Annotated in this window: 15 protein-coding genes; 6 read left to right on the forward strand and 9 right to left on the reverse strand. The window is 57.3% G+C overall.

Annotated features, from left to right (window positions below; all coding sequences use genetic code 11):
* Positions 1 to 43 precede the first annotated feature (43 nt).
* The gene (locus HMPREF1144_RS24950; RefSeq protein ID WP_042928467.1) at positions 44 to 3,319 is read right to left on the reverse strand and encodes a DUF5107 domain-containing protein; all 3,276 of its coding nucleotides are present in this window, start codon (positions 3,317 to 3,319) and stop codon (positions 44 to 46) included.
* A 112-nt stretch (positions 3,320 to 3,431) separates the two neighbouring features.
* On the opposite strand from HMPREF1144_RS24950, the gene HMPREF1144_RS24955 reads away from it, so the two are divergent.
* Together HMPREF1144_RS24955 and HMPREF1144_RS24960 are read left to right on the forward strand one after the other, a co-directional pair.
* A complete protein-coding gene (locus HMPREF1144_RS24955; RefSeq protein WP_009654343.1) occupies positions 3,432 to 4,628 on the forward strand; it encodes an ROK family transcriptional regulator in 1,197 nt (398 codons plus the stop codon).
* A gap of 73 nt (positions 4,629 to 4,701) precedes the next feature.
* Entirely contained in the window at positions 4,702 to 5,124 is a 423-nt protein-coding gene (locus tag HMPREF1144_RS24960; protein ID WP_025106587.1) for a DoxX family protein, read from the forward strand.
* Positions 5,125 to 5,179: 55 nt separating this feature from the next.
* On the opposite strand, the gene glyA is transcribed toward HMPREF1144_RS24960, so the two are convergent.
* Positions 5,180 to 6,433, reverse strand: coding sequence for a serine hydroxymethyltransferase (glyA, locus tag HMPREF1144_RS24965; RefSeq protein WP_009654385.1), 1,254 nt, complete (start codon positions 6,431 to 6,433; stop codon positions 5,180 to 5,182).
* 324 nt (positions 6,434 to 6,757) lie between these two features.
* Here glyA and hmpA point away from each other — a divergent pair, with 324 nt between their 5' ends.
* Positions 6,758 to 7,948: an NO-inducible flavohemoprotein gene (gene hmpA / locus HMPREF1144_RS24970; protein ID WP_042928468.1), complete on the forward strand. Its 1,191-nt coding sequence runs from the start codon at positions 6,758 to 6,760 to the stop codon at positions 7,946 to 7,948.
* A 58-nt stretch (positions 7,949 to 8,006) separates the two neighbouring features.
* Here the strand turns inward: hmpA and glnB are convergent, their stop codons facing one another.
* The 5 genes from glnB to purL form a co-directional block, all read right to left on the reverse strand.
* Entirely contained in the window at positions 8,007 to 8,345 is a 339-nt protein-coding gene (gene glnB, locus HMPREF1144_RS24975) for a nitrogen regulatory protein P-II (RefSeq protein WP_002914032.1), read from the reverse strand.
* Positions 8,346 to 8,434: 89 nt separating this feature from the next.
* A complete protein-coding gene (gene glrR, locus HMPREF1144_RS24980; protein ID WP_004853246.1) occupies positions 8,435 to 9,772 on the reverse strand; it encodes a two-component system response regulator GlrR in 1,338 nt (445 codons plus the stop codon).
* A complete protein-coding gene (gene qseG, locus HMPREF1144_RS24985; RefSeq protein WP_004853248.1) occupies positions 9,759 to 10,463 on the reverse strand; it encodes a two-component system QseEF-associated lipoprotein QseG in 705 nt (234 codons plus the stop codon). The genes glrR and qseG overlap by 14 nt, the downstream gene beginning before the upstream one ends.
* A 13-nt stretch (positions 10,464 to 10,476) precedes the next feature.
* Positions 10,477 to 11,913 (reverse strand): sensor histidine kinase, encoded by a 1,437-nt coding sequence (locus HMPREF1144_RS24990; RefSeq protein WP_085955011.1) that lies wholly within the window; start codon positions 11,911 to 11,913, stop codon positions 10,477 to 10,479.
* A gap of 562 nt (positions 11,914 to 12,475) precedes the next feature.
* The gene (gene purL / locus HMPREF1144_RS24995) at positions 12,476 to 16,363 is read right to left on the reverse strand and encodes a phosphoribosylformylglycinamidine synthase (RefSeq protein ID WP_032721878.1); all 3,888 of its coding nucleotides are present in this window, start codon (positions 16,361 to 16,363) and stop codon (positions 12,476 to 12,478) included.
* 174 nt (positions 16,364 to 16,537) lie between these two features.
* Between purL and mltF the strand changes: the two genes are divergently transcribed.
* Positions 16,538 to 18,154, forward strand: a complete 1,617-nt coding sequence (mltF, locus tag HMPREF1144_RS25000) for a membrane-bound lytic murein transglycosylase MltF (RefSeq protein ID WP_009654357.1) — start codon at positions 16,538 to 16,540, stop codon at positions 18,152 to 18,154.
* Here mltF and tadA read toward each other — a convergent pair.
* The gene (gene tadA / locus HMPREF1144_RS25005; protein ID WP_004853255.1) at positions 18,151 to 18,657 is read right to left on the reverse strand and encodes a tRNA adenosine(34) deaminase TadA; all 507 of its coding nucleotides are present in this window, start codon (positions 18,655 to 18,657) and stop codon (positions 18,151 to 18,153) included. The two genes, mltF and tadA, sit on opposite strands and share 4 nt — an antisense overlap.
* Positions 18,658 to 18,715: 58 nt before the next feature.
* The gene (yfhb, locus tag HMPREF1144_RS25010; protein WP_004853258.1) at positions 18,716 to 19,351 is read right to left on the reverse strand and encodes a phosphatidylglycerophosphatase C; all 636 of its coding nucleotides are present in this window, start codon (positions 19,349 to 19,351) and stop codon (positions 18,716 to 18,718) included.
* 209 nt (positions 19,352 to 19,560) lie between these two features.
* Here yfhb and HMPREF1144_RS25015 point away from each other — a divergent pair, with 209 nt between their 5' ends.
* Together HMPREF1144_RS25015 and HMPREF1144_RS25020 are read left to right on the forward strand one after the other, a co-directional pair.
* Positions 19,561 to 20,409 carry a MurR/RpiR family transcriptional regulator gene (locus tag HMPREF1144_RS25015; protein WP_004853260.1) on the forward strand — a complete coding sequence of 283 codons (849 nt, stop codon included), beginning with the start codon at positions 19,561 to 19,563 and terminating at the stop codon, positions 20,407 to 20,409.
* A gap of 167 nt (positions 20,410 to 20,576) precedes the next feature.
* Complete coding sequence (locus HMPREF1144_RS25020) at positions 20,577 to 20,837, forward strand: YfhL family 4Fe-4S dicluster ferredoxin (protein WP_004114478.1); 261 nt, start codon at positions 20,577 to 20,579, stop codon at positions 20,835 to 20,837.
* Positions 20,838 to 20,856: the final 19 nt, after the last annotated feature.

Here is a 20,856-nt window from a genome sequence, read left to right on the forward strand (position 1 = left end):
GGGAACAGTAGGGTTCAGGCGGGCCAGGCCCGCCCATTGAGGTTCAGGAAAAAATGCCGCTTTGCAGGGCATGACGAATCAGATGCGCCTTATCATGAGCCGGGTTCAGCTGCAGCAGCCGCTGCATCGCCTGCTGGCTGGCGGATACGTTGCCCAGCCCCAGATGGCCCAGCGCTTCAATAAACAAACAGTGCTGCTGATGCTGCTGCTGCGCTGAAACATCGAGCACCACCAGATCCGGGAGAGAGACGGCAAAAAAGTCGGCTTGCGGAACGTCATCCCGATGCTGCCTGGCCCAGGCGATAAAATTCTGGAAGTGCTGCTCGGCCTGCGCCGGATTACCGCTCTTACGCAGCGCGATGCCCTGCCAGAAAAGGTAATCGGCGGGCTGATCGTTGTAGTAACGCCCGGCGTCCAGCGTTGAGCCCCCTTGCAGGGCAAGCTGGTAATATTCCGCTGCCCGGTGCGCATCCCCAACCTGTTCCGCGCAATAGCCCAGCAAATACCAGATATCGTTGTCCGTCTGCCCGGGCAGCCGCCCCTCTCCCAGGTTATCGGGATAGCGTAAGGCTTCATTCAGGCAGCGAGCGGCCTGCGTGAACGCCTTACGTTCGATCAACTGTAAAGCGCGATGGAGCTGATTGAGCAAATACTGGCCGGTAACTTTCCCCTCCCCGCCTTCCCAGGGATGAAATACGCGCGTACCGAGAATAGCGGCGGCATCGGCGTAATGGCCGGCCGCGTTCAACAGGCTTAACAGCTCAGCGGTCAGGTCATCCCGTTTCAGCACCACCGCTTTGCGCGCCGCCAGCGTTTCCAGTCGTTCGTTTACCGGCGTACCCAGTGATTTTTTCAGGAAATCAAGCTCAAAGAGGAAGCGCGCGTTTTCGGGCTCAAGCTCTACGGCCCGCTGCAGATAAGCCAGCGCCTGCGCGGCATCCTGTTGTTTGTTCCAGGCGTAGACCCCCAGCAGACGATGAGCAGGCGCATAGTCGGGAGATTTTTCCAGCGTCTCGCGCCAGCAGCTTACTGCGTCTTCATAGCGACGTTTGCTGTACCAGAAGCAACCGAGCAGATAGCGGGCAAAAGCGCTATCGCTCAGGGTTTGCAGCATCTGGACTTCATCGAGCGTATTGGGGAAACGCACTTTTCGCACATGGCAGCGCTCGGCTTCGGCAATTAACCGTTGCCGTTTATTCGCATCATCGCTTAACGAGGCGCGCCACAGCATCGGCAGCGCCTCCTGGCAATCCAGAACCTCAAGCACCTCCTTCGCCGCCTGCTTCTGACCGATGGAGAGCAGCCAGCCCGCCAGCAGGCTGCCGTTAATCCCTCTGCGCCCCGTTACGCGCAGCAGGCTCGCGCGCGCTTCATCGCCCGGCGCAATCATCCAGCGCGCACAGTGCAGCGGATAGCTCAACGGGTATTGTTCGAGGCAGACGACAATATACGCCTGCGCTTCCTTCGCCCGCCCGCAGTCCGCTAACGCCAGCGCTTTCAGCCCCATAGCCAGATGGTTGCTGGCGTTAAACTGCAGGCTGGTGTTGACCTTTTCCAGCGCGTCGGCGGTATCGCCACGCTTCATCGCCAGCCTTGACAGCGCCCACCAGGCGGCATCGCGGCAGTTACCGCTCCAGGACGCTTTGTAATAGCAATCCCATGCTCCAGCTTCATCGCCCTGCCTTTCCAGCGCGCTGCCAAGCAGCATGCTGGCTTCGCCATCGCGCGGATTTTTATTCAGACGATGGGCGCGAAGTAGCGCGGCCCGGGCACATTGCTCCGCCAGCCCCCAGTCGGCGCAATTAAACGCCAGCGTCCCGAGGGCAACATTATTGCGGTAATCCTGCGGATCGATGGCTATCGCCCGGCGATAGTAATCCGCGGCATAGCGGCTTGCATGATTGTATTGTTCAAGATGCTGGCCGATAAAATAGAGCTCATCGCCGTTGTGAATCTCTTCCGGCATCGCCGGCGCGCAGGCAGGTTCGGGCAGGGGCGTCTGCTGAGTAATATGTTCCGAATAATCCAGCAGCGGCTGGTTGTCTGCGGTTTTCACCTTAATGGTTAAGCGCCGGGCGTCATTTTCCGGCAGCGTATGCTGCCAGCTCTCGCCGGGCTTCAGCGTAAGCTGAGTTTCATACAGCGGCTGCTTTTCCGCGCTGAGTTCAACAACAATATTTTCCAGCGGCGCAATGGCGTAAACGCCGAGCTGCAGCTGCTCCGACTCACGAACCAGCTTCAGCGCCAGCTGCGTATTGGCATTTTGCACCATCCCCAGCTCGCTATAGGGAAGGAAATTTTGCACAAACACCTTCTCTTCATAAGGCGCAAGCCAGGTAAAGTCAGGCTGGTTATCGGTGTAGACGCCGGTCATCAGCTCGATATAGGGGCCATTTTCGTCGGTCAGATTGCGGTCCCACGCCTGGCCAAAGTCGCCATAGCCCCAGCTCCACTGTTTTTTGCCCGGCGAGACGTGATGGTCGGCAACATGCAGCAGCCCACCGCGCTCGTCGTGGTGATAAGCGCCGACAAAGTCGTAGTCCGATTTCTCCGCCATATACGAGGTGGGTACCGGAACGTTTTTATAACGGGAGATATCGACGCCCGCAGAATAGTCCACTTTGTAGTAGGTGCCGGTGGCGATGGGAAAAGCGGAAACATCGCGCTTGCCGTGATCGAATACGGCGGTGACGTCGGGTGGAAACACGCTCTGGTGAGCATCGCCGCCTTTGACCGCCGGATTGGCCCACCACAGGAAATGACGCGGCGTTGCGTTACCATTAAAAACCTTACCGGTAATTTCAATCAGCGCGCGGTCAGGATAGAGAGTAAACCCGGTCATGACCTGTAAACCGCGCATGGGCTCCGCTTCCCCCATCCATACGGTCTGCACGCCGTTTTCCCCACGCTGGATCGAAAAATCGACCGGCATAAAGGTCGTCGGGCGGTGATGCTGCGGCCAGTTGAACTCGATACCGCCGGAGATCCAGGGTCCCAGTAGCCCTACCAGGGCGGGCTTAACGACTTCATTGTAATAGACGAAATCGCGCTGTTTGACTTTGTCATACGCCCGGTGAATACGTCCGCCAAGCTCCGGCAGCAGCATGATACGAATGAAATCATTCTCCATCCATACTGCCTGATAATCGCGCATTTCACGCTCGCCGGTCAGGGTATCTATCACGCCGTAGGGATAGACGTTGCCGGAGGAACCCTGATAAACGCGCTTTTCCAGAAACATGGGGTTCGGATCCTCCGCCCCCGTCGTCCACGTAGGTAATGTAATTGTTTCCTGCCAGACCTTAACTGAACCGTACATGACGCCTCCACTAAACAAAATAAAGTAAAACTTGCTATGAGAGGAGTTTATATCGCCATTTAGCTGCTAAAATGCGCAACGCTCACGCAATATAGTTAAGGGAGTTAAGTGTATGCAGCGCACCGGTTTGAATAACGCCCGGGTCAGGCAGGCCAACAAATCTATTTTTCTCTCCCACCTCTGGCGGGAGAAACAGCTCAGTAAATCCCAGCTTTCCCAGCTCACCGGGCTCTCTATTCCGGCTGTGAGCAACATTCTTGCCGAACTGCTTAGCGAGGGATTGATCGGCCATTCCACGGAAAAAATGAGCAAGCGCGGCGTGAACAGCGGAAGCTACCAGATCCCCGAACACGGTGCCTGGACGCTATGCATGAATATCACGCCGACCAGCATTGAGTATCAGCTTGCCGATGCCCGACTGCTGGCGGTTGACGGCCACCAGCATTTGCCCATCGATGCCCCCACGCCGCAGGCCCTTCTTGAGGCCATCGTGGAATGCTGGCGACGTATACACCGCCGCTACCCGCAGCACAGCATCAATCTCGCACTTGGCGTTCATGGGCAGGTTGATCCGGTAACCGGAGTGTCACAAACCATGCCCCAGGCGCGCTGGAAAACGCCGATTGAAATAAAGTATCTGCTGGAGGAACAGCTCGGCGTGCAGGTGCGGGTGGATAATGACTGCGTGATGCTGGCGCTGGCGGAGAAGTGGCAGCATCAGGGTATACAACCGGATTTTTGCGTGATTAACGTCGATTACGGTATCGGCTCGTCATTTGTGATTAACGATCAGATTTATCGAGGAAGCCTCTATGGCAGCGGGCAGATAGGACACACGATTGTGAATCCTGACGGCAAGGCCTGCGACTGCGGGAGATACGGTTGCCTCGAAACCGTAGCGTCCCTCAGCGCGTTGAAAAAGCAGGCGCGGATGTGGCTTAAAACGCAGCCGGAAGCGCAGCGCTCTCCCGAGCAATTAACCACGGCATCGCTCATTGAAGCCTGGGAACAGGGAGACGTGCATATTCGCGCATGGGTTGATAGCGCGGCCAACGCCATTGGCTTAAGCCTTTATAATTTCTTAAATATTTTGAATATTAATCAGATCTGGCTATACGGACGCAGCTGCGCCTTTGGCGAACAATGGCTGGAAAGTATCGTTAAACAAACCGGCTTTAATCCCTTTGACCACGGCGATACGCCGCGAGCGCACGCTACTCAAATCGGCTTTGGCAAACTGACCCGCGCCCAGCAGCTGATGGGGATCGGTTATCTGTACGTGGAGGAACAGCTGCAAACGCTGCGTTAATCGTCAGCGGACGTGGCGGAGCGCAAATTTGTGTATTACGTTTAAATCACACGTCTCTCATAACGAGCTGATTATGAACACTCTACGCTACTTTGACTTTGGATCCTCCCGCTCTCTGCTGCTGCTGATTGCGCGTATCGCGGTGGTGGTGCTGTTTATTCTTTTCGGCTATCCCAAGCTGCTCGGCTTTAGCGGCACGGTGCAGTACATGGCCTCCTCCGGCGCGCCGATGCCAACGCTTGCGGCCATCATTGCCATTATTATGGAAGTGCCGGCGGCCATTTTAATTGTGCTGGGCTTTTTCACCCGCCCGCTGGCGGTGATCTTTATTTTTTATACCCTCGGTACCGCGGTGATTGGCCATCACTACTGGGATATGACCGGCGATGCGGTTCTGCCGAACATGATTAACTTCTGGAAAAACATCAGTATTGCCGGCGCCTTCCTGCTGCTGGCGATAACCGGTCCCGGGGCGATTTCGCTCGACCGCCGCTAATCAACAGACGCAAAAAAGGCCGCTGATGCGGCCTTTTTGATGTCAACGCTAACGCTTACGCATAAACCGGGAAGCGTGCGCAGATATCCAGCACTTTGCCCTTCACGCGCTCAATGACCGCTTCGTCATTGATGTTGTCCAGCACGTCGCACATCCAGCCGGCCAGCTCTTTCACTTCCGCTTCTTTAAAGCCGCGACGGGTGACCGCCGGAGAACCGATACGGATGCCGGAGGTCACAAACGGGCTCTTCGGATCGTTCGGCACGCTGTTTTTGTTGACGGTGATGTTAGCGCGGCCCAGCGCAGCGTCCGCTTCTTTACCGGTCAGGTTTTTATCGACCAGATCCAGCAGGAACAGGTGGTTTTCAGTGCCGCCGGAAACCACTTTGTAGCCGCGGTTCAGGAACACTTCTACCATTGCCTTCGCGTTTTTCGCTACCTGCTGCTGGTAAACTTTGAACTCCGGCTCCATCGCTTCTTTCAGCGCGACGGCTTTCGCCGCGATAACGTGCATCAGCGGGCCGCCCTGAGCGCTCGGGAATACCGCAGAGTTCAGTTTCTTGTACAGCTCTTCGCTACCGCCTTTCGCCAGGATCAGGCCGCCGCGCGGACCCGCCAGGGTTTTGTGGGTGGTGGTGGTCACAACGTGAGCGTGCGGAACCGGGTTCGGGTACACGCCAGCGGCGATCAGGCCGGCCACGTGCGCCATATCGACGAACAGGTATGCGCCGATGCTGTCAGCGATTTCGCGCATTTTTGCCCAGTCAACCACGCCGGAATAAGCAGAGAAACCACCGATAATCATCTTCGGTTTATGTTCCTGAGCCTGCTTAGCCATGTCTTCATAGTCAATTTTACCGGACTCATCGATGCCGTAAGGAATGATGTTGTACAGTTTGCCGGAGAAGTTGACCGGAGAGCCGTGAGTCAGGTGACCACCCTGCGCCAGGTTCATACCCAGAACGGTATCGCCCGGCTGCAGCAGAGCGGTATAGACCGCGAAGTTAGCCTGGGAGCCGGAGTGCGGCTGCACGTTAGCGTAGTCAGCGCCGAACAGCTCTTTGGCGCGATCGATAGCCAACTGCTCTACGATATCGACGTATTCACAGCCGCCGTAGTAGCGCTTGCCCGGATATCCTTCAGCGTATTTGTTGGTCAGCTGAGAGCCCTGCGCCTGCATAACGCGTGGGCTGGTGTAGTTTTCGGAGGCGATCAGTTCGATGTGCTCTTCCTGACGTACTTTTTCTTGCTCCATAGCCTGCCACAGTTCGGCATCATAATCGGCAATGTTCATTTCACGCTTTAACATCCGCATCTCCTGACTCAGCTAACAATAGAATTTCGGCCTTAAAAGGCGGTCCACCTGGACAACGGCCCACAGTATAACTGAATCATTCTGTGATAACAGGTCTTGACAAAGGATTTTACGCAAACGATTGGCTCCGCGTTACACAAGGCTTTGAGCAATAAAGCTCCTGCAATTATCAACGGATTTGTTTTCAGGTTTGTGATGCAAATAATTCATGTTGTCACTGCCGTCGGGCAAAGCGTTAAAGAACCATTTACAAAGCAGGGGTATTTTTATAAGATGCATTTAAAATACATCATTAAGATAACATACAAGGAAGCTGCTATGCTCGACGCGCAAACCATCGCTACGGTGAAAGCCACCATCCCCCTGCTGGTTGAAACCGGTCCGAAACTGACCGCCCATTTTTACGACCGGATGTTTGCTCATAATCCCGAACTCAAAGAAATCTTTAATATGAGTAACCAACGCAACGGCGACCAGCGCGAGGCGCTGTTCAACGCCATTGCCGCCTATGCCAGCAATCTTGAGAACCTGCCTGCCCTGCTGCCGGCGGTGGAAAAAATCGCCCAGAAGCATACCAGCTTCCAGATCCAGCCCGAGCAGTACAACATTGTCGGTACCCACCTGCTGGCCACTCTTGATGAGATGTTCAGCCCCGGCCAGGAAGTGCTGGATGCCTGGGGTAAGGCCTACGGCGTACTGGCCAACGTCTTTATTAACCGTGAAGCGCAAATCTACAGTGAAAGCGCCAGCAAAACCGGCGGCTGGGAAGGCACCCGCGCGTTCCGCATCGTCAGAAAAACGCCGCGCAGCGCGCTGATTACCAGCTTTGAGTTTGAGCCGGTCGACGGCGGCGCGGTTGCTGAATACCAGCCGGGCCAGTACCTGGCGGTCTGGCTGAAGCCGGAAGGCTTTCCGCATCAGGAAATTCGTCAGTACTCTTTGACCCGCAAACCCGACGGTAAAGGCTATCGCATTGCGGTTAAGCGTGAAAACGGCGGCCAGGTTTCAAACTGGCTGCATGATTCTGCGAAAGAAGGCGACGTGATTTATCTGGCCGCGCCGGCCGGCGATTTCTTCCTCAACGTGGCGCCGGAAACGCCGGTCACGCTGCTCTCCGGCGGCGTCGGTCAGACGCCGATGCTGGCGATGCTGGACACGCTGGCGAAAGCACAGCATCCGGCGCAGGTTAACTGGTTCCACGCGGCAGAGAATGGCGACGTGCACGCCTTCGCGGAGGAAGTAAAAGCGCTGGGTGAAAACCTGCCGAAGTTTACTTCTCACGTCTGGTACCGCAGCCCGAGCGAAGCGGACCGTGAGGCCGGCGCGTTTGACAGCGAAGGATTGATGGATTTATCGACCCTGGCCGACAAGATCGGCGATCCGCAGATGCAGTTCTATCTCTGCGGCCCGGTGGCGTTTATGCAGTTTGCCGCGAAGCAGATGGTAAGGCTTGGCGTGGGCCGCGACAACATTCATTACGAGTGCTTCGGCCCGCACAAGGTGCTGTAAACAGAGCGATGGATGCAGGCGGCCCGGAAACTACCGGGCCGCCATTCGGTTTGTCAGCTTAAATCGCCGCGTCGTCTTCTTCGCCAGTGCGGATACGAATCACGCGCGCGACATCGAAAACAAAGATCTTACCGTCGCCGATTTTGCCGGTCTGCGCCGTACGGATAATGGTATCCACGCAGGTGTCGACGATATCATCGGTGACAACGATTTCGATTTTCACTTTCGGCAGAAAATCGACCATATACTCCGCGCCGCGATACAGCTCGGTATGCCCCTTCTGACGGCCAAAGCCTTTCACTTCCGTTACCGTCATCCCGGTGATGCCGACTTCGGCCAGCGCTTCACGCACGTCATCCAGTTTGAAGGGTTTAATAATCGCATCAATCTTTTTCATGGTGTTCCTGTCTTAGAGCCTGGCCCATTAGGGCTATTTTTCGCGTAACCGGTTGCTAACCGTATCATAACTTGCGTCATCACACGGAGCTACTCTTTAAAGTCGTTAGCGTCGAGCTCGTGGCGCGACAGCAGCTTATAAAATTCGGTGCGATTGCGCCCCGCCATCCGCGCCGCATGCGTGACGTTGCCTTTAGTGATTTGCAGCAGCTTGCGCAGGTAATTGAGCTCAAACTGATTCCGCGCCTCGACAAAGGTCGGCAGCGCGGTGTTTTCTCCCTCCAGCGCCTGCTCTACCAGGGCGTCGCTAATGACCGGCGAAGAGGTTAGCGCCACGCACTGCTCAATCACGTTCACCAGCTGGCGCACGTTGCCCGGCCATTTGGCGGCCATCAGCCGCTTCATCGCATCGGTGGAAAACGCGCGAACAAAGGGTTTGTGGCGATCGGCGGACTGGCGCAGCAGATGGTTCGCCAGCAGCGGAATATCTTCCGTACGCTCGGCCAGCGGCGGGATTTTCAGATTCACCACGTTGAGACGATAAAACAGATCTTCGCGAAACTCGCCGCGCGCCATGGCCTTCGGCAGGTCGCGATGGGTCGCAGAAATAATCCGCACATCAATGTCGATATCGCGGTTGCTGCCCAGCGGGCGCACTTTACGCTCCTGCAGGACGCGCAGCAGTTTAACCTGCAGCGCAACCGGCATATCGCCGATTTCATCAAGAAACAGGGTCCCGCCTTCTGCGGCCTGGAATAGCCCCTCGCGACTGCTAACCGCGCCGGTAAAAGCGCCGCGGGCGTGGCCAAACAGCTCCGACTCCAGCAGCTGCTCGGGAAGCGCGCCGCAGTTAATGGCGACAAAAGGTTTATCGCGGCGCGGGCTGGCGTTATGAATTGCCTGGGCGACAATCTCCTTGCCGGTACCGCTCTGGCCGTTAATCAGTACGCTGACGTCCGACTGCGCTACCATCCCGGCCTGCTCCAGCAGACGCTCCATCAGCGGGCTGCGGGTCACAATCGCCTGACGCCAGCGCTCATCGGTAGTAGGCGCGCTCTGCTCCAGCGCGTCATCAATCGCTTTATACAGAGCGTCTTTATCCACCGGCTTGGTGAGAAAGCTAAATACGCCCTGCTGGGTCGCGGCAACGGCATCCGGAATGGAACCGTGCGCGGTGAGAATGATCACCGGCATTCCCGGCTGAACCTTCTGGATTTCGCTGAACAGCTGGAGGCCGTCCATCTCGTCCATCCGCAGGTCACTGACCACCAGGTCGACTTTGTCACGGCTCAGCGTGCGCAGCGCCTCCGGCCCGCTCTCGGCGGTCAGTACGCTGTATCCTTCGCTGACAAGGCGCATGCCCAGCAGCTTCAGCAGCCCCGGATCGTCGTCCACCAACAGCAGACGGGCGGGTTTACGGATCGTCATGAATCACCTCCGGGACCTTTTCGCCGCCGTGCCCGGCGTCCGGGCTGAAGTTCCCGCCGGGTTTACGGCTGGAGAGCTGGCGCTCGATGTCGGTGAGATTCTCCAGCTTGCGGGTCGTCAGTTCGAGCTGACTGCGAAGTTCAATTTCCTGCTGACGCAGCGTCTCCAGCTCCGCATCGCTTGACTGCTGCAATTTGGCGTAGCGGGAGCGCTCCTCAATCAGCTGAAGCTGCCGGCCCTGGGCATCGCGCCAGAGCTGATAAAGCGGGCGAACCTGGGCGGCGATTTGCGGGCTGAAGGCATCCAGACTGGTCACCAGATCGCGACGTTCGTTGGGCGTAATTTTGGCATCGGCCAGTAAAATGCCGCGTTTAAAGGCATCCTGCCAGCTGTTGGCATCGTGCTGCCGGGCTTCAGCCCGCGCCTGTACCGGAGCAAGGCGGTCCGCGCAGTCAATTCCCCGCAGCCAGTAAAGCGGGTTTTTATCACTGGCCTCGCTTTGCAGGCTCCAGATGTCGGCACACTCCACCGAAAGAAAATCAGCGACCTGGTGCTGCGGCAGCGCGGAGAGCGTTTTGCCATCCGCGGCGTGTGGTGATGTAGAGGCGGAACATCCCGCCAGCGCCAGGCAGGACATGCCTGACAGCAGCCATCCCCTGAGGGGACGGACAAGTGCGAAGAAGTGGGACATATTCACCCGATAGTTATACGTTATTTTGTCCAGCCTCGGCGACGGGGAGCGTGATACGAAAACAGATTAGCCCTGATTTATCATCAACCAGGCTCAGTTCACCCTGCATTTGCCGTACGCAGTCGCGGGCAATGCTCAGCCCCAGACCGCTGCCTTTTACCGCCCCTTTACGCTGGTGGCTTCCCTGATAAAAAGGCTCAAAAATCATGTTTCTCTCTGCGGGCGGGATCGGCTCGCCGTCGTTAATGACGTCAATGCGCACCTGCTCGCCGTGCCGATAGCTATGGATTCGAATGTTACCGGATTCAGCACCATAGTGCACCGCATTGGAGTAGAGATTATCCAGTACGCTCACCAGCAGAGCAGGCTCCGCTTCGCAAAAACGCTCGCTGAGCGCCAGATCGGTATGCATCATTTTAGCTCTTGCCGGCAGGCTGTGGGCGGAAACCACGTTTTCCACCAGATCGGCCAGATTCACCGTCTCGCGCGCAATCGGGCCATCGGCCTGTTTACGGTTATAGTCCAGCAGTTGCTCAATCAGCTTTTGCAGGTTACGGCTGCTGTTATCCAGAATCTCAACGATCTCCTGCTGCTCGGGCGTCAGCGGCCCGGCCACCCGGTCGGCAAGCAGCTCTGTTCCTTCGCGCATACTGGCAAGCGGCGTTTTCAGCTCATGGGAAAGATGGCGCAGGAACTGGTGCCGCTGGGATTCCAGCCAGGCAAGGCGTTCGCTCAGCCAGATAATGCGTTTACCGACGGAGCGCAGCTCTCGCGGACCGGTAAACAGCGCGGCGTCGTCCAGCGACTTCCCCTCCCCCAGTCGGTTGATCATTCTCTCAATGCCCTTCACCGGGCCGATAATCATGCGGGTGAACAGCAGCACCAGCGCCAGGCTGAGCAGGAACAGCACCAGCGCCTGCCAGCCGAAGAACTGCCCGCGCTCGGCGATTTCCTGCTGCAGCTGCTGCCCGCGCGAATAGACCACCGTTCGGGTTGCCTGCACCATGTCGCTATTGGCCGAGGCAAACGCTTCCAGGCTGGCGGCTGACTTCGCCGCCGGACCGCTATTTTTACACTGTAGCTCGGCCAAATCGTCGAGATCCTGACGCAGCGCCTGCCAGATTTTCTCATCGGGCAGGACGCCCGCGTGAGCATCAAGCATTTCGCTGTAGCGTTGGCGCTGATTCTGGTAGACCCGCGCCAGCGTCGGATCGTCCAGCACGCAGTACTGGCGGTAGCTACGTTCCATCTCCAGCGATGCGTTAATCATCGCTTCGCTGCGGCGGGCGTCTATAAGGGTAGTACGGTTGATATGCGCCGCCTGCGCGCTCAGCGCGTTGAGGCTTTGCCACGCCTGCCATGCCAGCACCAGCAGCGGCAGCAGGATCAGCACGAAGGATAGCGTGACCAGCTGGCGCAGCGAACGGGGGAAAAGGGAGAGTCGCTTCACGGATAGGGTCTCAATCATTAGCTCATGACGATGCTAACCGAGGACGCAATAAACATCTACGCCGAAAATAATAAAGCCAGGCTACAGGAGCCTGGCTTTATTAAGAAATGAGGCGGTGCCTTACTCGACGTTTCGCCCGATGACTGATAAAGCAGAGCTGTTATCAGGAGTTGGACGGCAGGCACCTGTTTGTGCGTCATTCGAAGTTTATGTAGCGCGTCCCGGAGGGGCTGACATAAGAAGGTGAATGAGCCACTGGTTATAATTATGCACGAACTATGCCACATCTCAAAACATTTTATTAACACAATGAAATATAATACCTTTTTACTATTCATGGACATGAATGATGATGGTCAGTTTTCGCGCAAAGTGTCGCTGATTAGCAACACCGGATGAATGGTTTAGCAATGCTATTATAAATCAATATGTTAAGTGTCACCTTTTGACGACACCGCTATAGCGCGTTTGTCGGCGATCCCCGACACCTGCTGTCGATACGCCTCCCCAATAAAAAAGCCCCCTGCGCGGGCAGGAGGCTTAATGCGATTTGTGAGCGGTTTTAGCCCAGCTGTTTACGCGCGTTGCGGAAAATACGCATCCACGGGCCGTCTTCGCCCCAGTTTTCCGGGTGCCAGGAGTTCGACACGGTGCGGAACACACGTTCCGGGTGCGGCATCATGATGGTCGCGCGCCCGCTTTCGCTGGTCACCGCGGTGATACCGTTCGGCGAACCGTTCGGGTTAGCCGGATAGTTTTCCGTCACTTTACCGACGTTGTCGACGAAGCGCAGCGCCACCAGGCCTTTACTTTCCAGCTGAGCCAGATGTGCGCCATCGCGGACTTCCACCTGTCCTTCGCCGTGAGATACGGCAATCGGCATCATTGACCCCACCATCCCCTGCAGCAGCAGCGACGGGCTCTGGGTCACTTCAACCAGGCTGAAACGCGCTTCAAAGCGGTCGGACTGGTTACGCACAAAGCGCGGCCACAGCTCGCTGCCCGGGATCAGCTCGCGCAGGTTAGACATCATCTGGCAACCGTTGCACACGCCCAGCGACAGGGTTTGTGGACGATGGAAGAAGGTGGCAAATTCGTCGCGAACCCGCTCATTGAACAGGATCGATTTCGCCCAGCCCTCACCCGCGCCTAAAACGTCACCGTAGGAGAAGCCGCCGCAGGCCACCAGCGCCTGGAAGTCAGCAAGACCGGTACGCCCCGCCAGCAGGTCGCTCATGTGCACGTCGATGGCATCAAAGCCCGCGCGATGGAATGCCGCGGCCATTTCTACATGGGAGTTCACGCCCTGCTCGCGCAGCACCGCAACCTTCGGACGCGCGCCGGTGGCAATATAAGGCGCAGCGATATCCTCATTGATATCGAAGGAGAGCTTCACGTTGAGGCCCGGATCGGCATCGTTGGCTTTCGCCTCGTGCTCCTGGTCGGCGCACTCCGGGTTATCGCGCAGACGCTGCATTTGCCAGGTAGTTTCTGCCCACCACATGCGCAGCGTTGTGCGGCTTTCACTGAATACCGGGTGACCGTCGGCTTCGATGACAAAGCGATCGCCCGTCGTGGCCTGGCCAAGATAGTGAACGCAATCCGCCAGACCATGAGCGGCCAGCAGCGCTTCCACCGCCTGACGGTCGGCGGCACGAACCTGAATCACCCCGCCAAGCTCCTCGTTAAACAACGCGGCCAGACGATCCTCGCCGAGCGCGGCGATATCAACCTTGACGCCGCAGTGGCCGGTAAAGGCCATTTCGGCCAGCGTGACCAGCAGGCCACCGTCAGACCGGTCGTGCCACGCCAGCAGCTTACCTTCGGCCACCAGCGCCTGCATTGCGTCCCAGAAGCCTTTCAGCTGCGCGACATCGCGCACGTCGGCGGTCACATCGCCAAGCTGACGATAAACCTGCGCCAGCGCGGTCGCGCCCAGCGCATTGTTCCCCTTGCCTAAATCAATCAGCAGCAGGGCGTTGTCTTCGGTCGCGAGCTGTGGGGTGACAGTACGGCGTACGTCTTCCACGCGGGCAAAGGCGGAAATCACCAGCGACAGCGGAGAGGTCATCTCGCGCTGTTCAGTGCCTTCCTGCCAGCGGGTTTTCATCGACATGGAGTCTTTACCCACTGGAATCGTCAGTCCCAGGGCCGGACAAAGTTCTTCGCCAATCGCTTTTACCGCTTCATATAAACCGGCGTCTTCGCCCGGGTGACCGGCTGCGGCCATCCAGTTTGCCGACAGCTTCACGCGATTGAGCGCGCCAATCTGCGTCGCCGCGATGTTGGTCAGCGCCTCGCCGACCGCCAGACGGGCGGAAGCGGCAAAGTCCAGCAGCGCCACCGGCGCGCGCTCGCCAATGGACATGGCTTCGCCATAGTAGCTGTCGAGACTGGCGGTGGTCACCGCGCAGTTAGCCACTGGGATCTGCCACGGCCCCACCATCTGATCGCGCGCCACCATACCGGTGACGGTACGGTCGCCGATGGTGACGAGGAAGGTTTTCTCCGCCACGGTCGGCAGGTGCAGCACGCGATTCACCGCGTCGGCAATAGTAATTCCCTGGCGTTCCAGACTCTGGCCCTGAGCTTTGAGCGTCTGCACGTCGCGGGTCATTTTCGGCGTTTTGCCCAGCAGCACGTCAAGCGGCAGGTCGATCGGGCGATCGTCAAAGTGGGTATCGTCGAGGCTCAGATGCAGCGCTTCGGTCGCTTCGCCAATCACCGCGTACGGCGCGCGTTCGCGGCGGCACAGCTCATCAAACAGCGGCAGCTGCTCCGGCGCGACCGCCAGCACATAACGTTCCTGCGATTCGTTACACCAGATCTCCAGCGGGCTCATGCCCGGCTCATCGCTGAGGATATCGCGCAGCTGGAATTTACCGCCGCGTCCGCCGTCGCTGACCAGTTCAGGCATCGCGTTCGACAGACCGCCGGCGCCGACATCGTGGATAAACAGAATAGGGTTGGCGTCGCCCAGCTGCCAGCAGCGGTCGATAACTTCCTGGCAACGACGTTCCATTTCCGGGTTGTCGCGCTGTACGGAGGCAAAATCGAGATCGGCATCGGACTGGCCGGAAGCCATTGAAGAGGCCGCGCCGCCGCCAAGGCCGATGTTCATCGCCGGACCGCCGAGAACAATCAGCTTCGCACCAACGACGATCTCGCCCTTCTGCACGTGTTCGCCGCGAATGTTGCCGATACCGCCCGCCAGCATAATGGGCTTGTGATAGCCGCGCAGCTCTTCGCCGTTGTGGCTGCTCACCTTCTCTTCATAGGTACGGAAGTAACCGTTGAGCGCCGGACGACCAAATTCGTTGTTAAACGCCGCGCCGCCCAGCGGGCCTTCGGTCATGATATCCAGCGCGGTGACGATACGCTCCGGCTTACCGAAATCCTCTTCCCAGGGCTGCTCAAACCCCGGAATACGCAGGTTGGAAACCGAGAAGCCCACCAGACCCGCTTTCGGCTTCGCGCCGCGCCCGGTGGCGCCTTCATCGCGAATTTCGCCGCCGGAACCGGTCGCCGCGCCCGGCCACGGAGAGATCGCCGTCGGGTGGTTATGGGTTTCGACCTTCATCAGAATATGCGCGTCTTCCTGGTGGAAGTCGTAGCGGCCGGTTTCGTGGTCGGCGAAGTAGCGCCCCACGGCTGAACCTTCCATTACCGCGGCGTTGTCTTTATAGGCAGACAGCACGTAGTCCGGGGTTTTCTCGAAGGTGTTTTTGATCATTTTAAACAGCGACTTCGGCTGCTTTTCGCCATCAATGACCCAGTCGGCGTTAAAAATCTTGTGTCGGCAGTGCTCGGAGTTAGCCTGCGCGAACATATAGAGTTCGATATCGTTCGGGTTGCGCCCCAGCTTCTGGAAAGCATCCTGCAGATAGTCGATTTCATCCTCCGCCAGCGCCAGCCCCAGACGGAGGTTGGCGTCAATCAGCGCCTGACGGCCCAGGCCCAGCAGGTCAACGCTGGTGACCGGAGTTGGCTGATGGTGGGCGAAGAGTTTTTCACCCTCTTCCAGCGCCGTGAAGACGCTTTCCATCATGCGGTCATGCAGTTCGGCCGCCACCTGCGACCACTGTTGGTCATTCAGGCTGCTCGCTTCGACGTAATACGCCACGCCGCGTTCCAGGCGCACCACCTGAGACAGGCCGCAGTTATGGGCGATGTCGGTAGCTTTAGAAGACCAGGGAGAGATGGTGCCGGGACGGGGGGTAACGAGCAGTAGCTTGCCGGTTGGAGTATGGCTGCTTAAGTTCGGGCCATATTTGAGCAACCTTGCCAGACTCTCACGATCGTCGCCGCTGAGCGGGGCACTAAGGTCGGCAAAATGAACGTACTCGGCATATATCGTGCTGACCGGAAGGTTGGCCGCCTGGAAACGTGCCAGCAGTTTATTGATACGGAATGCCGACAGTGCAGGTGAACCACGCAAAATTTCCATCATAAGTCTCTCGTCTTCGAAGCTTTCATGGTGAGCCAGGGGGGAAACGGGCGCCATTATAGTGAATCCTGCGCCCCGACGAAACCGTTTGCGTAGAAATAAAATGATTGCCGGGGTTTATCAATTAATGTGACTCATCTCGCGAATAAGTTGCCAACTGACGCATTCTTAAGCAAAATGCCGCTCATTCTAAGACAACCTTTTCCTTTTTCTGGTCATAATCTGCTGAGGAACCCGAAGCTGCAGAAGATTAACTATCTGAAAAAACTAAAGATTAATTATCTGCTCATCGGCATAGTCACCCTCCTGCTGGCGGCCGCCCTGTGGCCGTCTCTCCCGTGGATGGGTAAACCAGAAAACCGCGTGGCGGGGATCATTGCGCGCGGAGAATTGCGCATCAGCACCATTAATTCGCCGATGACCTTCGCGACCCTCAATGATCAAACCTACGGTTTTGATTATGAGCTGGCGCAGCAGTTTGCTGACTACCTCGGCGTCGAGCTCAAAGTCACCACCAGGCAGAATATCAGCCAGCTCTTCGACGATCTTGATGAAGGCAAAGCCGACATGCTGGCAGCCGGGCTGGTCTACAACTCCGAGCGGGTGAAAAACTATCAGGTCGGGCCGACCTACTATTCAGTTTCGCAACAGCTGGTGTATCGCAAAGGCAACCTGCGTCCGCGCACCCTGGCAAACATCACCGCCGCGCAGCTGGCCATCGCTCCCGGGCACGTGGCGATTAACGATCTCCAGGCATTGAAAAAGCAAAAATATCCCGACCTTGAGTGGCACGTGGACGATAAGCGCGGCACGACGGCGCTGATGCAGGCGGTTATCGATGGCAAACTCGACTATACCGTCGCTGATTCGGTCGCCGTCAGTCTGTTCCAGCGCGTCCACCCGGAGCTGGCCGTCGCCCTTGATATCAGCGACGAACAGCCGGTCACCTGGTTTAGCGAAAAAGGTGAGGATAATTCCCTGCCGGCGGCAATGCTCGATTTCTTCAATAACATTAACGAAGATGGCACCCTGGCGAGGCTGGAGGAGAAATACCTCGGCCACGGCAACGATTTTGACTACGTTGACACCCGCACCTTCCTGCGCGCCGTGGAGAGCATCCTCCCTGACCTGCAGCCGATGTTTGAAAAATACGCCCGGCAGATAGACTGGCGGCTGCTGGCGGCTATCTCATGGCAGGAATCGCACTGGGATCCGCAGGCCACCTCTCCGACGGGCGTTCGCGGGATAATGATGCTGACCCGCAATACGGCGCAAAGCCTGGGCCTGACCGATCGTACCGACGCCGAGCAAAGCCTCGACGGCGGCATGCGTTATTTACAGGACATGATGAATAAAGTGCCGGAGTCGGTCCCACAGGACGAACGCATCTGGTTTGCGCTGGCGGCTTATAATATGGGCTACGCGCACATGCTTGACGCGATGGCGCTGACCAAAAAGCAGAAAGGCAACCCGAATAGCTGGGCCGATGTGAAGCAGCGTCTGCCGCTGCTAAGCCAGAAAAACTACTACAGCCGACTGAAGTACGGCTTTGCACGCGGGCACGAAGCCTACGCCTACGTCGAAAACATCCGCAAATATCATATTAGCCTTGTGGGCTATCTCTCTGAAAAAGAGAGAAAAGACGCGCAGATGGCCGCCTTGGGCGAACACTATCCGGCGGTCATGCCGGATGAGCTGGATAAAGAAGAGCAGTACACCAGGTCCTTTTTTAACTTTCGCGCCGAAACGCTGGTCGATAACGCAAAATTACAAATCCCCGGAATGGGGCATTAATCCTGCGCTTGCTGGCCAGCTCGCTTTAGCGCTTTTTTCTCTTCCCGCCGCCAGCGAAAGAAATCGCTCAGCATACCGGAACAAGCCTCCGCCATAACACCTTCCGCTATTTCTACCCGATGATTCATCCCTGGATGATGCAGCACATCCATCAGCGACCCGGCGGCGCCGGTTTTCGCATCCCTGGCACCAAACACCAGCCGGGAAATACGGCTGTGCACCATTGCGCCGGCGCACATCACGCAGGGTTCGAGAGTAACGTACAGCGTTGCGTCAATCAGGCGATAGTTTTGCAACACCAGCCCGCCCTGACGCAGCGCCATAATCTCGGCGTGCGCGGTGGGATCGTGGCGGCCGATGGGCCGGTTCCAGCCCTCGCCGATGACCTGATGATTATGCACCAGCACGGCGCCGACCGGCACCTCGCCCTCTTCCCAGGCGCGTTTGGCCAGCGTCAGGGCGTGACGCATCCAGTATTCATCATTTAATTCATGGTCAGACAAAGCGGGCACTCCTGCAGAAAAGCGGGGCGCATTATACATGGGCGCTATGTATTACACACTATTCTAACTGCTGAAGATCGCCCTGCGGCGTCACCCGCCAGCGGTGCTGGCAAAAAGAGAGCAGCGGGTTGTCCTGCTCGCTGTCGCTGTAGCCGCTATACAAGCGCAGCGGTGCGCCGATCTTTTGTTCCAGCTGCGTCACTTTTTCATTACCGAGACAGCGCAGGGTTAACCCCCAGCCGCCGTAGCGTCGCTCCATTCGGCTGGCGATCAGATTCACCCGCGGCAGCCAGGCTGTATCAAAATAGACCTGTTCAACCAGCGACTGCGGCGAACCGGTGATCAGCCAGACGTCAGCGTCCGTGCTGGTCAGATAATGTTTAAGCCGCGCCTGAACAACCGGGAATGCCGTGACGTGCTGGCGAAACCAGCGAACAAAATTGGCCTCCAGGCGTTTAAGCTGCTGCTCGCTGCGTCCGAAGGTTGATGCCCAGAGCAGCAGGCTCATCGGCCAGCGCGCGGCGCGACCGTATAACATCAATCCGGCCGCGATAACCGGCAATAAAGGAAGCAGCAGCAGCGCGTTCAGCGGCTGATGGCGCAGGGCATAGCGCAAAAAGCTGCCAAACATATCCTGCTGATGCAAGGTTCCATCCAGATCAAAGAAAACCACTCTCCGCGTGCTGCTATTCAAAACCCACTCCCCTGAACGATCGCATGATAACCAATAGCTTAACAGCCTTACGTCGCCAATAGCGAAAACATACGCTGCTGTTGAATCCATATTAAGAAAACGTCTTTGCCGAGAAATCTTAGGCACAGAATTTTTAATTCGCGATAATCCTCTTATAATCGAATACAAAATTCTTTCAGCCGAGGGTGAAGCTGTCCTCCGGAGCCGCTATGAACTGTTTGACCCGTATTCGCCAGCGCTATCCGACGTTGGCCGCAAGCGATAAAAAACTGGCCGATTTCATTCTGGCTCAACCGGATCAAACCCGCCACCTCAGCTCGCAGCAGCTGGCGGGCGAAGCCGGCGTCAGCCAGTCAAGCGTAGTGAAATTTGCGCAGAAGATGGGGTTCAAAGGCTTCCCGGCGTTAAAGCTGGCATTGAGCGAAGCCCTGGCAAGCGCGCCGACTCCGCAATCCGTACCGGTGCATAACCAGATTCGCGGCGACGATCCCCTGCGCCTGGTTGGCGAAAAGCTAATTAAGGATAACGTCGCGGCCATGCACGCCTCGCTGGACGTCAACACCGAAGAGAAGCTGCTGGAAGCCGTCACGCTGTTGCGCCACGCCCGTCGGATCATCATTACCGGCATCGGCGCGTCGGGCCTGGTGGCGAGAAACTTTAGCTGGAAGCTGATGAAAATCGGTATTAACGCCGTCTCTGAACAGGATATGCACGCGCTGCTGGCAACGGTACAGGCGATGTCCCCGGACGATCTGCTGCTGGCCATCTCCTATTCCGGTGAACGACGCGAGATCAATATGGCGGCCGGTGAAGCGCTGCGGGTAGGTAGTCAGATCCTGGCGATCACCGGCTTTAACCCCAACGCGCTTCAGCAGCAGGCAACGCTGTGCCTGTACACCATTGCGGAAGAGCAGGCCACGCGTAGCGCTGCGATCTCCTCCACCAGCGCGCAAATGATGTTGACCGATCTTCTGTTTATGGGGCTGGTGCAGCAGGATCTTGAGCACGCTCCGGAGCGGATTCGCCATAGCGAAGCGCTGGTGAAAAAGCTGGTGTAACCCCGAGTGCCCTGCCCGCTGTCAAAAGCACACTCTCTCTTATTGGCTCAGGCCGGGCAAAAATTTCTCCGCTGCGGATGGTCGCCCCGCGGTTGAAAAGAGCTGGCCCGGGCGAAAAATGAGCGTATAATGCCCGCCCTGTTTGTGTTGTTTCTGAGAATTTCCTGATGGCGCTGTTAATCACCAAAAAATGCATCAACTGCGATATGTGCGAGCCGGAGTGCCCGAATGAGGCGATATCCATGGGTGATAGCATTTATGAAATTAACAGCGATCGCTGCACCGAATGCGTTGGTCACTATGATACGCCGACCTGCCAGAAGGTGTGCCCGATCCCAAATACCATTCTGAAAGATCCGGCCCATAACGAAAATGAAGAACAGCTGTGGGATAAGTTTGTCCTGCTGCACCACGCGGACAAACTGTGATATTGCCGGATGGCGGCGT

The organism is Klebsiella sp. OBRC7, from assembly GCF_000293135.1.
GTDB lineage: Bacteria > Pseudomonadota > Gammaproteobacteria > Enterobacterales > Enterobacteriaceae > Klebsiella > Klebsiella michiganensis.

Excerpts from the sequence above, each read along its gene's own strand:
- HMPREF1144_RS24950 (WP_042928467.1), bottom strand. The coding sequence starts at position 3,319 with ATGTACGGTTCAGTTAAGGTCTGGCAGGAAACAATTACATTACCTACG.
- HMPREF1144_RS24955 (WP_009654343.1), top strand. The coding sequence starts at position 3,432 with ATGCAGCGCACCGGTTTGAATAACGCCCGGGTCAGGCAGGCCAACAAA.
- HMPREF1144_RS24960 (WP_025106587.1), top strand. The coding sequence starts at position 4,702 with ATGAACACTCTACGCTACTTTGACTTTGGATCCTCCCGCTCTCTGCTG.
- glyA (WP_009654385.1), bottom strand. The coding sequence starts at position 6,433 with ATGTTAAAGCGTGAAATGAACATTGCCGATTATGATGCCGAACTGTGG.
- hmpA (WP_042928468.1), top strand. The coding sequence starts at position 6,758 with ATGCTCGACGCGCAAACCATCGCTACGGTGAAAGCCACCATCCCCCTG.
- glnB (WP_002914032.1), bottom strand. The coding sequence starts at position 8,345 with ATGAAAAAGATTGATGCGATTATTAAACCCTTCAAACTGGATGACGTG.
- glrR (WP_004853246.1), bottom strand. The coding sequence starts at position 9,772 with ATGACGATCCGTAAACCCGCCCGTCTGCTGTTGGTGGACGACGATCCG.
- qseG (WP_004853248.1), bottom strand. The coding sequence starts at position 10,463 with ATGTCCCACTTCTTCGCACTTGTCCGTCCCCTCAGGGGATGGCTGCTG.
- purL (WP_032721878.1), bottom strand. The coding sequence starts at position 16,363 with ATGATGGAAATTTTGCGTGGTTCACCTGCACTGTCGGCATTCCGTATC.
- mltF (WP_009654357.1), top strand. The coding sequence starts at position 16,538 with ATGCCGCTCATTCTAAGACAACCTTTTCCTTTTTCTGGTCATAATCTG.
- HMPREF1144_RS25015 (WP_004853260.1), top strand. The coding sequence starts at position 19,561 with ATGAACTGTTTGACCCGTATTCGCCAGCGCTATCCGACGTTGGCCGCA.
- HMPREF1144_RS25020 (WP_004114478.1), top strand. The coding sequence starts at position 20,577 with ATGGCGCTGTTAATCACCAAAAAATGCATCAACTGCGATATGTGCGAG.